We start from the raw sequence: 13,571 nt of genomic DNA, 5'->3' as shown, positions 1-13,571 counted from the left end.
CATTATGTTGCATATCTAAATCAATAAGAAGAAGTATTTATACAACAAATATAATAGAAAATTATAATAAACATCTAAAAAAAGGAATAAAGAAAAAAGAACAATTCCCTAATGAACAATCTCTAAACAGATATGTTTGTGTATCAGCATGTGAATATAACGTAAAATATGTAGGTATATCGCACTATGGCTTTAGTATGGTGAAAGAAGAATTAGAGAATATGATAGAAGAAATATATATATACTAGCTTTTATTCCCTTCTAGAGTTTAGATTTTTCTATGATTTTGTCAAGAACAAGGGCAAGCCTTCTTTGAATTCTTGACAAAATCTCTCGAAAAATCTTATTAAACTCTAAGAAATAAAAGCCATAAGAACTAATAAAATTATAAATAGTTAACTTTATTTAAAACCTCAGATTATGTTTACACAAAAATCTTGACACTGCCTTATCCTTCCTACGTCGATATAATTACTATTACATATTATTCTAACATACATCCTTATTTGTTTATATACATATTTTAAACTTTTACTAAATATTAAGAAAAAATCGAGTGACTCAAAAATCGTGATTTCTGAGAAATCAGTTTTGTCGAGTCACCCTCACAAAGGTTCTGGGTCTATAATAAATACGGCTAATATTTATTATCAACCGTATTTATTATAGACCCAGAAAAAACAGTAAACCTTTTTTGATTTACTGTTCTTGTATTAGTTATGTTTAATTGTTACTTCAATAAGCTGGTGTTTATTCCTATTTCTTACATAATTCGACTAAATGTTCAACAACATTTAATTTCCTCATTGTCATAGTTATTGAAAGCTGTTTTTCAAGATAATTAGTATTCAATCTTTTGGGACTTGCACCTCTTGGAAGATACAAATATAAACATTCAGAACCAATAATAAACTTTTCATCTCCAAAGTCTTTATTTTCCAGTTTTTTTAGTTCATCTTCTCCCATACTATCGTTAGTGAATACTAAATGTATTCTTGAAAAATCATAATTTTCATTAAACGGATTTTCCTCAATAGCTATCTGTAATTGATTTTTTTCTTTTATAATGACACTTAAATCTGCTCCTATTTCTTTAGCTATTGTGTCATGAATTAACTTTGCTGTTTTCCCTTTTGACAACTCTGTTTCCAAAATAACATTGCCACTTTGAATATAAGTCTTTACTTTTTTTAGTCCTACTTTTTCAAGTATCTCTACCAAAAATGACATTTTAGGTATTCTATTTTTTCCTGTCGGTGTTACTCCTCTCAATAGTGCAATTACTTCCATATTCTAAACCTCCAAGTACTTTATACTTTTATACAAGTTGTATTATAGCATTTTTCAATCAAAATTTATAAGGCTAACTCGTTTCTCTTTACCTGTGTTAGTCGTTTTTCTTATTCCTGTAACTGCTCTGTTTTGCAAATACTATTACGCTATATTATCCATATCATACAATTTCTTATACTTATCATTTGTTGCGTATAATTCACTATGTGTACCATCCATCTCTATTTCTCCATCTTTAATGAATATTATTCTATCCATATATTCGATAGAGTTTAAATGGTGAGTAATCCAAACTATTGTCTTATCTTTGCTAGATTCAAAAATTGTAGTTAACAGTTCATGTTCTGTCTTCGGATCTAATCCCACAGTCGGTTCATCTAGTAGTAACAATTCGTTGTTTTGAATAATACTTCTAGCGAATGCTATACGTTGACGCTCTCCTCCTGAGAACCTGCTTCCTGTCTCAAATACATTTGTATCTATACCATCTGGAAGACTTTGTAATAATTTAGATAATTGAGCTTTTTCTAAACTCTCATTAATTTTATTTTCAATTTCAGCTTCTTCTATTCCTGAGTCTAAAAGTGAAAGTTTAAGATTTTCTCTAATCGTCATATCAAATAGATATGGTTTTTGGTTTAACAGTGAAATTTCTGTACCTAACATTGTTTCTGTTGGTTTTTTATCAAGAACAATGATCTCACCTTGATAATCTGTATAAGTACCTGTTAATAATTTCACCAATGTAGATTTCCCTACACCACTTCTTCCTAATATTGCAACTTTCTCACCTTTTTTGATTGATAAAGATAGATTATTTAGAACTGTTTTTCCATCTTCATAACCAAAAGATAAGTTATTAACATCAATAATATTTCCTTCAGAATTTTTTGCATTTACTACTTCGACTTTTTCATCATCTTCTTGAGCATAAAATTCTTTTACTCTATTTATTGAAACTTCATATCCTGGAATGTGAGCTACAGCTTCACTCGTCATCACTGCTACACTAAGAACCGATAATACCATCATACAGAATGATGCGATATAGACATTTTCAATTACATTATTAACTGTCATATTCCAACAACTATAGATCATTAAGAAAGCTGTGGCACCTGCAAGTAGGTTAACAAAATTTTCTCTTAAGTGAACGAATGTTTTAATTTTTCTTTCACGTTTTAAAAGTTTTTGTTCTTTAGCTTGGTAGTCATCCATAAACTCATTTACTTTATTAGAAGAAATCCAATCGCTTAATCCAAAAATAGCACTAGTAAAATCACGATATAAGTTATACTTAGCTTCTTTCATAATTTGGAAATTTTTTCTAGTAATTGTAAGTGATGCGAATGGTACTACAAAAATAATAAATATTCCAAATAGTGTTGCTAATAGTGCATAATTCATATCATACCCAAACATTACTGTAATGAAAAGTACATATAATACTAATGAGATAATACTTGGGAATATTGTTTTTAGATAGATATTTTGCATATTTTCGATATCTTCAGAAATAATACCTAGTAAATCTCCAGATTTATATTCTTTTTTCAATTTTAATGCTTTTGGTTCTAATATTTTATATACCCTACTACGCATTTTTTCTATTATTCCTAAAACTAAATTGTGGCTCACTAATCTTTGAATATAAGCAAATGTAGATTGTGCTAAAGAGAATGTTCTTGTTAATACTGTAGGTACTTGTAGCATTAGGATATTTCCTATTTGTAATGATGCTTTACTGATTAAGTAACCTGATACGTACATTAACGCTGCTCCACTAATAACAGACATTAATCCTAAAAAGACTACTCCACTCATTACACCTTTATTCTTTTTAAGTTCTTTTCTTATTATTGAATTATTGTTCACTATAGCTACCTCCTACTAGATTAGTTTTCAATTCTTCAAAACGCGGTGAATTTTTAAATTCAACAACTTTCTCAAAATCACTAACCTTTCCTTGTTCTAGATTTAACACATAATCTACATTATTCAACCAGTGTAGTCTATGTGTAGCTATAATTACAGTTCTTCCTTTAAATAATTCTAGTAGTTTTTCTTTAATTTCAAACTCTGTTTCTATATCCAGGTGACTTGTTGGTTCATCTAAAATGATTACTTCTCTATTACTAATTAAGGCTCTGGCAATAGCAATACGTTGTGCTTGACCACCACTTAATTCTTGACCACCTTCTCCAATATTAGTGTCATACCCTTGTGGTAATGTAGATATAAATTTATCTAGACCTACTAACTCACTAATTTCTTTTAAGTGATCTTCACTTATATTCTCATTAGAATAGAATAATATATTATTTCGAATTGTATCTGGGAAAATATAAGGAAATTGTGATATATATGAGATATTATTTGACCAGTGGACATTTTTTAAATTTGTAACTTCATCATTAATTAATATCTCTCCTTCACTTTGTTCGTTAAATCCAGATAATAGTGAGATTAATGAAGTTTTTCCACTTCCGCTTTGCCCTACAAGACAAATCTTTTCACCTTTGTTTATCAATAAAGTGATATTATCAAGAATTTTTTTGTCGTCTTTTATTAATCCTACATTTTGTAGTTTTATACTTTCTACACTTTCAATAGAGGATTTTTGAGATTTATTTTTCTCGTTATCCACTATCATTCGATTAATATCTTCATAAGCCATTTGACCATCAAGTGTGGCATGATAATCTGTCGCAGCTTGTTTCATAGGTAGGAAAAATTCTGGTGCGATTAATAATACAGTAAGCGATGGTAATAATACTGTATCTCCATCTAATAATAGGATCCCTAATCTAACTGCTAAAAGTGCAATTGCAATTGTTGTTAAGAAATCAAGAGCAAAACTGTTTAAAAATGCTACACTAAGTGTCTTCATAGTACTTTGACGATATTCTTTATTTTTCTTTTCCATAATAGGCAAGTAGTTCTTACTTACTCCTAAAAATTTAAGAGTCTCTACTCCTCGAATTGTATCGATAAAGTTATTAGATAATGCTCTATATTTTTTATATTGTCTATTCGCCATATCTCTAGCGTTAATTCCTAGTAGTATCATAAAAATAACGATAACTGGTATTACAGATATTATCATTAAGGCTGATACATAATCTGTATAAAATATAAAGATAACTACCAAAGTAGGGATAATAGCCCCACGTATTTGTTTTGATACATTTAATTCAAAATACTGTTTTACTTTCCCTATTCCATCTATAGCTAGGGTTACTAGCTTTCCTGATCCTTCTCTTGATGTAAAATCAGGACCTAGGTCAAAATAACTCTGAAGTAATTTTCTTCTAAGCTCCGTTTCAAACTTAATTGCATTATTTTCTGTAAAATATTGTTGTAAGTGTAAGAACACTATTCTAAAAATAAAACCTATTAAAAAAAGAACACTATCTCTAACTACATTATCAAAATTTTTATCAAAAAGTCCCACTATGGCTTTTGCTAAAAAAGCAGCTTGTATAATAATACAAGCTGCTTCGAATATTGATAATATTAATAGTGTCAATGTAAGACTTTTTTTAACAGGAAGTTTTAATTTTGCTTCCTTTTTTTTCATTGACTAATACTCCAATTCATCTTCTTTAGTTAGTCGTTTTCTAAAAATAGAATATGACCAAACTTGGTATCCTAAAACAAATGGCAATAGGAATAAAGCAACTATTGTCATAAGTCTTAGAGTGTATACTCCACTCGCAGCATCGTAAATAAATAGTGATTGACTAACATCATTACTGTTTATTATAGCACGTGGGAACATACCTGCGAAAACACTTAGAGTTAGGAACGCTAAAGTTCCTGATGTACTTAAGAATGCACCTAAGTCACGACCTTTGTAGTTTAAAACAAATGATAACACGAAGAATACTACCGCAATTACTGCTAGTACTAAACCAACATAGTAGTTTGTCGTAAAGATATCTGTTTTAAATAATGCCCAAATAGCAAATACTAATGTTACTACTGCAGCAAATGGGAATAATAATGCAGATGTTGCACGAGCTGCATTTCTTAATTCTCCTGTAGTTTTAAGAGCTAAGAATTGAGCTCCATGAACTAACATTAGAAGTAACATCATTATTCCTCCAAGAATAGTAAATGGAGATAATAATCCTAAGAAACCATCAACTAAGTTTTTCTTAGCATCAAGGTTTGCTCCTGTCATGAAGTTAGCTACTGCAACTCCCCATAATACTGGAGGAAGTAAGCTACCAACAAACATTGCTATATCGAATGATTTAATCCAAGCTCTATTATCACCTAATTTACCTCTAAATTCAAATGATACGCCTCGTAAGATTAACGCTACTAACATTAATACAAATGCGATATAGTAACCACTGAATAATTTACCATACCAGATAGGGAAAGCTGCGAACATCGCTCCACCACCAGTTAATAGCCAAACTTCGTTTGCATCCCAGAAAGGACCGATTGTATTGAAGTAAACACGTTTTTCTTCATCGTTTTTACCTAATACTTGAGCTAGTACTCCAACTCCGAAGTCATATCCTTCTAATACGAAGAATCCTGTAAATAGTATTGTAATAAGTAAGAACCAAATATTTGGTAAAGCTACTGACCAATCCATACTATGCTACCTCCTTCACAGTTGTTTCTTTTTTATTCATTGTATATCTAAATGCGATAAATTGTGCAATACCTAAGATAGTATATAATACACAGAATACTAATAGTGAGAATAATACTGATGCTCCAGAGTTTGGTGAAACTCCTGACTCAGTAGCCATTACTCCGAAGATTAAAAACGGTTGACGTCCCATCTCAGCCATAATCCAACCACAAGCAGTAGCAACTTCAGCTACTAATAAAGTCCATGGCATAAGTTGTAAGAACCAACGTTTCTTAGTTTCTGTTCCCTTGAATGAGTATATTGTTCCAAGTAATGCCATTAAGATTAAGATACCTACAGAACCAGACATAACTCTGAATGAGTAATAAATTGTTGGTACATGCGGTGTATAATCGATATGTTTTCCAACTACTGGATAATATTTTTCATCCATTTCTTTTTGAAGAGATTTCATACCTTTTAGGCTTCCTTCAAACTTGTCGTATGCTAAGAAACTTAACATACCAGGAACTTCAAGGTAATGTTCTGCTTTTTGTTGTTTTTGATCGATTGTTGCTAAAACTGAGAATGGTGCTGAATTTCCAGTATCTTCATATAGAGCTTCAGCAGCTGCAACTTTCATAGGGTATTCTCTTACTAAATATTGCATTTGAGAGTGTCCTGTCCAAAATAATCCTAATGAACCGATTAAAGCAGCTATGATAGAAACTCTAAATGCTTTTCTGAACATTGGAACTGATTGATTACGAACCATTTTCCAAGATGCAATACCTGCAATTGTGAACGCCCCTACTGTTAACGCCATTGTTACTACGTGAGGGAATTGGTTCCATAAGTATGGGTTTTTAACGATTGCAAAGAAGTCAATCATTTCTGCTTTTTTACCAATTACACCATTCTCAACATACTTAACACCTACTGGGTGTTGCATGAATGAGTTAGCTGATAAAATCCAGAACGCTGACATAAGTGTTCCTATACTTACTAACCAAATACACATTGCGTGTAATTTTTTGTTGATTTTCTCCCAAGAGAAAATCCAAATACCGATAAATGTAGACTCAAGATAGAATGCAAGTAAGGCTTCTATCGCAAGTGATGGTCCAAAAACATCCCCTACGAATGAAGAATATTCAGACCAGTTCATACCAAATTGGAACTCTTGAAGAATACCTGTAACAACCCCAACAGCAAAGTTAATTAGGAATAAGTGCCCAAAGAACTTCGTAATTCTTTTGTAATGCTCATCGCCAGTTTTAACATAAATACTTTCAAAAATTGCGATTAAGAACACCATACCTATAGTAATAGGTACAAAGAAGAAGTGGAACACTGTTGTTGCTGCGAATTGTATCCTTGCAAGTAATAGTGGATCCAACATAGATATACCTCCTTATATGTGTTATTTATATTTAATTGTAAATATTATATTATTATTGTATAACATAGTTTTTATTATGGCAAAACAAAAATGATAAAAAGTAGTATTTTTCCTACATTTTACCATTTTTCGTTCACAATTTGTTCACAATTAGCGATAAATTCTATATTATCATATAGTTGAACATTTTATTTTTTAATTTTTTTTATATTTTAGCTATGTGTTACTCCCAATAATAAACTCACAATTAGTATTACTAGTACTAAAATACAAATTCTTACAAATTTGTAATCTTTTTCTTCAATATAGACATACAGTAAACCTAATATACGTAGAACAGGTGTTAATATTAAAAGAAATATACCAAACATTAAGTATGAATAATAATTAAATGATACTAAACCTCTTAGCATTTCATTAAAAGTATATCTTTCTAAAGTTAATACTCCATCTGCTCCTTGTATAAAACTAAGTATAATTCCTGTTATAATAAAGAATGAACTTACAAAAACCCCTGTTTTTATAATATTTGCAATTAATATATTTATATCTCTTTTCCCATTCATATTAAAGCACCCCCAGACCTTTCAGGAACATGTTTATAATAGTAAATAGTAAGATTGGAAGGAAAATATAACGAATATACTTTGCATCTAATCTTTGCATTACTTTTGCTCCAGTTCTTGATCCAATTAAAGTTCCAATCGCTATTGGTGCTGCTACTACTGGATTTATAGTACCATTAAAGAAATATATTAACGCACTTGCTGTTGCAGTAACTCCCATCATAAAGTTACTCGTCGCTGTACTTACCTTTATAGGCAATTTCATATAAGTATCTAAAGCTACAACCTTAAATGCACCACTACCGATTCCTAGTAATCCACTAGCAAACCCAGCACCAAACATAACAAGTGAGCCTTGAGGGACATTAGTAACATTATACTTTACAGTTTCGCCTGTAGCCTTGTCATAGTATGTTGAATTTAATTTATATTTATCAGCGTACTTATCATTTTCTACATTTTCTTCTTCTTTTTTCAATTTAGTTATTAAGCCTGTTTTCTTCAACATTCCATAAAAAGAATTTAACAGTATTAAAGAGAAGAAAATATATAATAATTTAGACGAGAATACTCCAGCCATAAGCGCACCTACTACACCTCCTGCTGTAGTAAATACTTCTAAAAGCATACCTACTCGCATATTACTAACATGATCTTTTACGAATGCTATCGCTGATCCACTACTTGTTGCGATAACCGCAACAATACTTGCTCCAATAGCGTATTTAATATCAAATCCAAATAATATTGTTAATGCAGGTGTGATAATGATTCCACCACCTAACCCTACTAAAGAGCCTAAGAAACCTGCAAGAACAGCTATCAACATAAATTGTAATATTTCTACCATTGTTTCTCCTTAATCTTTTGAGTATAGTACTAGTACATTATTACTAACTTCTAATTTTATTTCCTCATTACTTTTAAATTCGTTACTAGTAGCGTTAGGCCGATTTAATGTCAGCATTAGATTTTTTACTTCATATTTAGAATTTTTTATTGTCATTAAAGTATCTTCATAAATAGGTACTATTGAGAAATACTTATACCCTTCTATGCTTTCAAAGATATTCAGACCTTTTTTAGCTACTGTAATAATATTATTATCATCTATTATTCTAATTTTAATATGTTGATATTTCTTATTATTAAGTAAAAGTATGTTACCAAAAAAGTGATCAAGTCTTCTTCCAGTAGCTCCGTAAATATCTATTACTTCAACCTCTTCAAATAATTCTAAAATATGTTCTAACGCAAATTCTGCATCTGTTAAATCTTCACTACTTTTCACTTTAAAGTACTTAGATTTTTCTTCAACTTCCTTTCTTTGTTCAAGTGTTATCGAATCAAAATCCCCACAACTTAATATTGGAATAATTCCATTATTAAGCAAGTACAACGCGCCTTTATCTACTCCACACCATAATTTAGAAGAAGGGAATTCTTTTGGAAATACTCCACCTAACATTATGTTTATATTTTTTTTATTCATTATTTTAACAACTCACCTAATGTTTTTTCTTTATCACTTGCTCCAAATAAGAATGAACCACAAACTAATAAGTCCGCACCTTTATCTCGACAAGCTTTTGACGTTTCTGTATTTATTCCACCGTCTACTTCTATTAAGAAGTTATAATTTTTTTCTTCTCTAAGTTTTGCTAGTTCTTCAATTTTTTCTAACATTTCAGGAATGAATTTTTGTCCACCGAATCCTGGATTTACAGTCATAATTAAAACATAATTCAATTTTGGCAACAGATATTTAATACTCTCGATTGGTGTTTGAGGGTTTAGTACAATACCAGCTTTTTTTCCATTGTTTTTAATTACTTGTATAACTCTATCTGCATGGTTAGTAGCTTCGATGTGGAACGATACCATATCACAACCTACTTTACAAAATTGTTCAACGTAGTTTTCTGGATTTGCAATCATAAGATGACAATCAAAAACTTTATCTGTCTTAGGGCGGATTGATTCAATTATTGGGAATCCAAATGAAATATTTGGAACAAAGTTTCCATCCATTACATCGATGTGAAACATATCAATACCAATACTTTCTAATTCTTTAATATCTCTTTCTAAGTTAGCAAAATCTGCTGATAAAATTGAAGGTAATATTTTCTTCATCTTATCTCTCCTTTATATATTTTCTCTTTTGATTTTGTTTTTCCGTAAATAATACTTTGTAGTCTTCATAACGACTTTCTAATATTTCTTTACTTTCTACCGCTTCTTTAACTCCACATTGAACCTCTTCCATGTGATTACACGGTTTAAACTTACAATCATAATCGCTAAATTCTCTAAATAAATATTGTAAATCTTCTTTTTCAATAAATGTAATATCTAATGAAGAGAATCCTGGAGTATCTGCGATATAGAAATCATCGATTTGATAAAATTCCGTATGTCTCGTAGTATGACGTCCTCGTCCTAGATGTTTAGAGATTTCTCCAGTTTCAATATCTAAATGTTCTGCAAGCTTATTAATAAACGTCGACTTTCCTGCTCCAGATTGTCCTGAAATAGCTACATATTTCTCTGAAATGACTTGTTTTAATTTTTCAATATCTTCATCAGAGTTTGTAAATACTTGATATCCTATTTCATAGTAATAGTTCATTATTTCTTTCATTTTATTAAGATCTTCGTCACTTAACAAATCAAGCTTTGTAAATACAATAATGATATCTACATTACTATTTTCATTTAAACAAATCGTTTTATTCAGTAATTTACTAGAAAACTCAGGATCTTTTACAGATACTACGATAATACTATAATCTATATTTGCTACCTTAGGTCGTAGTAATTCATTTTTTCTTTCTAATATTTCTACAACATACCCTGTATTATTATCACTTAATTGAATTTTTACATCATCTCCTACTAACGGTGTGATATTTTCATTTCTAAAGTTTCCTCGTGCACGACAAGTAATCACTTCTCCAGAACAGTCTACATAATAAAATCCACTAAGTGCTTTTAAAATTTTTCCTTCTTTAGTCATAGTCCTCCTTTACCTTTACGGTATTTTTACTAACTACTTATTTAGTTTTTCTTTTATCTCTTCTTTAGTTTTTTCAGCTAATCTTAACATTTCAATAGAGTGTTCTTCTGAAAGTTTTGTCATAGTATCTCCAGATACCATTCTTGCTACCTCTGCAATCTTTTGTTCTTCAGTCAACTCTCTAATAACTGTTAATGTTCTCTTATCAATGATTTCTTTGCTAATTAGTAAGTTAGTATCCGCCAAAGCTGTTGTTTGCGGTAGGTGTGAAATACATAATACTTGTGAACCTACTCCTAATTGATACATCTTTTCAGCCATTCGTTGCGATACTCTTCCACTTACTCCAGTATCGATTTCATCGAAGATAATTGAAGTAGCTTCTATACTTCTTGAAAATATTATTTTTAGTGCTAACATCACCCTAGAAAGTTCTCCACCTGAGGCAACTTTAGATAATGATTTTAATGGTTCTCCTAAGTTAGCGCTAATCAAAATCTTAACATCGTCTTTTCCTGTTGATGAGAATTCTTTTTCTTTAAAGTCAACCTTGATTGTACTTTTTTCCATATATAAGAATTTCAACTCATCTTGGATAAGTTTTTCTAATTTTAAAGCTGTATCTTTTCTTAAAGAACTTAACTCTTCAGCTAAAAACGTCAATTCTTCTTCAATTTTCTTACTTTCTTCGAGATAATTTTCGAAGTTTTCTTCGTAATTTTCTAACTCATCTAATTCTTCTTTAATAGTTTCTGTGAAAACTATTAGTTCATTTAATGGTTTTGAATATTTTTTCTCTAAAGTTTTTATCTTATCTAATCTATAGATTAATCTATCTAATTTTTCTTCATCATATTCGATAACATCAGTATAACTAGATACTTCATATTTCAAATCATCTAAGATATAGTATAAATTTGTAATTTCTTCATATTTTTCTTCAAAGTTAGAGTTATATCTCGTTAACTCACCTAGATTAGATCTGATTTCTGCTAGTTTAGAAATAACACCGTATTCTCCATCGATTCCTTCAGTAATACTATGAGCAAGGTTATTTACCTTCTCAAAGTTTTCTAGATAGTCAATATCTTTTTCAAGTTCTAAGTCTTCATCTTTTTTTAGTTTCATCTGACTTAATTCTTTATATTGGAATTTCAAGAAATCTACTTTTTGAAGAACATCACTTTCCTGTTGTTTTAAGTTATCAATCTTTTCTTTTATAATTTGATATTCTTTATACTTTTCTTTGTATTTTATATACACAGGTTGTATTTTTTCACGATTAAAAGAATCTACTAAATTAAGATGATTTTTCTCTACTAATAGAACTTGATTATCGTGTTGCTCATGGATATCTAATAAATGAGCAGCTACTTTTTTTAATGTTGATAGGTTAACTATAGTTCCATTTATTCTACAAACACTCTTTCCACTACTATAAATGTCACGACGAACTACTATTACTTCATCTTCTAAATCTAAGTCTAATTCATTAAAAATTTCCTTAACTTCTTTGCTTTTAGGAAAATCGAATACACCTTCTACACTAGCCTTATCTTCACCATATCGAATATAAGAAGTTGAGGTTCTTTGACCTGACAATTGCGAAATTGCCGCTAGAATCATCGATTTTCCGGCACCAGTTTCTCCACTTAAGACAGTTAAACCATTTTTAAGTTCAATAGTAGCTTTTTCAATTATTCCAAATTGCTTAATATTTAACTGAATTAACATTGGCTCCTCCTCTATTTAAAGTGATTATGAGCATTGTTTACGATATGCTCAATATTTATTTTTTTATTTTCTACTTCTTTAGTTGCATTATATTTTAATGTCATTAGGAATTCGATATTCCCTTCTCCACCTGTTATTGGAGAATAAGACAGATTCGTCATACTAAAACCAACACTATTGGCTAAAAGTAATACTTTTTCTACTACTTCAAGTTGAACTTTTTTATCTCGAACGATTCCACCTTTTCCTACCTTATCTTTTCCAGCTTCGAATTGTGGTTTTACAAGAGCACAAACTTCTCCGCCATCTTTTATAATTTCTGCAAGATTTGGTAGTATTAATGATAATGAAATAAATGAAACATCAATTGATGCTATATCTATTTCATATACATCAAAATCTTCTTTTACTGAATGTCTGAAGTTAGTTTGTTCCATTACTTTTACACGTTCATCATTACGTAATTTCCAAACAAGTTGATTTGTCCCAACATCTAATGCATAGACAAACTTCGCTCCATTTTGTAGAGCACAGTCCGTAAATCCACCCGTTGAAGAACCAATATCAATCATTACCTTATCTTTAACATCAAAATTTAGTTCGTTAATTGCTTTTTCTAATTTAAGCCCTCCACGACTTACGTAAGGCATCTGTTTACCTTTAATTCTAAGTTCAGCAGTTGATTCAACCTTTTCACCTGCTTTGTCGATTCTTATATTATCATTATAAACAATACCAGCCATTATCGCTCGTTTTGCTTTTTCACGTGATTCGAATAATCCTTGACTCACACAAAGGACATCAGCTCTCTCTTTTGCCATAATTACCTCTTTAATATTTACTAATTGTTTTCCTTTGAAAATTTCTTCAATTTCAAACAGTCTTTCCTTTTAATTTTACCATAATAATAACTTTTTATCTATGAGAACGGCGTGTTTATATACACTTTATGATTAAAAATAA

12 protein-coding genes and 1 pseudogene are annotated in these 13,571 nt (G+C 30.2%); 1 reads left to right on the top strand and 12 read right to left on the bottom strand.

Going from position 1 to position 13,571, the window contains the following annotated elements:
* Window positions 1-17: 17 nt before the first annotated feature.
* Window positions 18-132 (top strand): annotated as a pseudogene (locus O3884_RS09040) (transposase); the annotation flags it as partial.
* Between the two features lie 624 nt (window positions 133-756).
* Here O3884_RS09040 and O3884_RS02725 read toward each other — a convergent pair.
* From O3884_RS02725 to O3884_RS02670, 12 genes are all read right to left on the bottom strand, one after another.
* On the bottom strand, window positions 757-1,290 hold the full coding sequence (locus O3884_RS02725; protein WP_371451469.1) for a DUF1697 domain-containing protein: 534 nt from the start codon (window positions 1,288-1,290) through the stop codon (window positions 757-759).
* A 144-nt stretch (window positions 1,291-1,434) separates the two neighbouring features.
* Complete coding sequence (cydC, locus tag O3884_RS02720) at window positions 1,435-3,168, bottom strand: thiol reductant ABC exporter subunit CydC (protein ID WP_371451468.1); 1,734 nt, start codon at window positions 3,166-3,168, stop codon at window positions 1,435-1,437.
* On the bottom strand, window positions 3,158-4,873 hold the full coding sequence (gene cydD, locus O3884_RS02715) for a thiol reductant ABC exporter subunit CydD (protein ID WP_371451466.1): 1,716 nt from the start codon (window positions 4,871-4,873) through the stop codon (window positions 3,158-3,160). The genes cydC and cydD overlap by 11 nt, the downstream gene beginning before the upstream one ends.
* Before the next feature lie 3 nt (window positions 4,874-4,876).
* Window positions 4,877-5,905 (bottom strand): cytochrome d ubiquinol oxidase subunit II, encoded by a 1,029-nt coding sequence (gene cydB, locus O3884_RS02710; RefSeq protein ID WP_294682585.1) that lies wholly within the window; start codon window positions 5,903-5,905, stop codon window positions 4,877-4,879.
* 1 nt (window position 5,906) lies between these two features.
* The gene (locus tag O3884_RS02705; protein ID WP_371451464.1) at window positions 5,907-7,289 is read right to left on the bottom strand and encodes a cytochrome ubiquinol oxidase subunit I; all 1,383 of its coding nucleotides are present in this window, start codon (window positions 7,287-7,289) and stop codon (window positions 5,907-5,909) included.
* 212 nt (window positions 7,290-7,501) lie between these two features.
* Complete coding sequence (locus O3884_RS02700) at window positions 7,502-7,855, bottom strand: DUF1634 domain-containing protein (protein ID WP_003145272.1); 354 nt, start codon at window positions 7,853-7,855, stop codon at window positions 7,502-7,504.
* Window position 7,856: 1 nt separating this feature from the next.
* Window positions 7,857-8,705, bottom strand: coding sequence for a sulfite exporter TauE/SafE family protein (locus O3884_RS02695; RefSeq protein ID WP_371451463.1), 849 nt, complete (start codon window positions 8,703-8,705; stop codon window positions 7,857-7,859).
* 9 nt (window positions 8,706-8,714) lie between these two features.
* Window positions 8,715-9,347, bottom strand: a complete 633-nt coding sequence (locus tag O3884_RS02690; protein WP_003145729.1) for a thiamine diphosphokinase — start codon at window positions 9,345-9,347, stop codon at window positions 8,715-8,717.
* Window positions 9,347-9,991: a ribulose-phosphate 3-epimerase gene (gene rpe / locus O3884_RS02685; RefSeq protein ID WP_371451462.1), complete on the bottom strand. Its 645-nt coding sequence runs from the start codon at window positions 9,989-9,991 to the stop codon at window positions 9,347-9,349. The genes O3884_RS02690 and rpe overlap by 1 nt, the downstream gene beginning before the upstream one ends.
* A 1-nt stretch (window position 9,992) precedes the next feature.
* Window positions 9,993-10,874, bottom strand: coding sequence for a ribosome small subunit-dependent GTPase A (rsgA, locus tag O3884_RS02680; RefSeq protein WP_371451460.1), 882 nt, complete (start codon window positions 10,872-10,874; stop codon window positions 9,993-9,995).
* A gap of 33 nt (window positions 10,875-10,907) precedes the next feature.
* Window positions 10,908-12,608, bottom strand: a complete 1,701-nt coding sequence (recN, locus tag O3884_RS02675; protein WP_371451459.1) for a DNA repair protein RecN — start codon at window positions 12,606-12,608, stop codon at window positions 10,908-10,910.
* Window positions 12,609-12,619: 11 nt separating this feature from the next.
* Complete coding sequence (locus tag O3884_RS02670) at window positions 12,620-13,429, bottom strand: TlyA family RNA methyltransferase (RefSeq protein ID WP_371451458.1); 810 nt, start codon at window positions 13,427-13,429, stop codon at window positions 12,620-12,622.
* Between the last annotated feature and the right edge of the window lie 142 nt (window positions 13,430-13,571).

It is taken from the genome of Gemella sp. 20925_1_85 (assembly GCF_041433735.1).
Lineage (GTDB): Bacteria > Bacillota > Bacilli > Staphylococcales > Gemellaceae > Gemella.
This window is presented reverse-complemented; position numbering and strand designations above follow the sequence as displayed.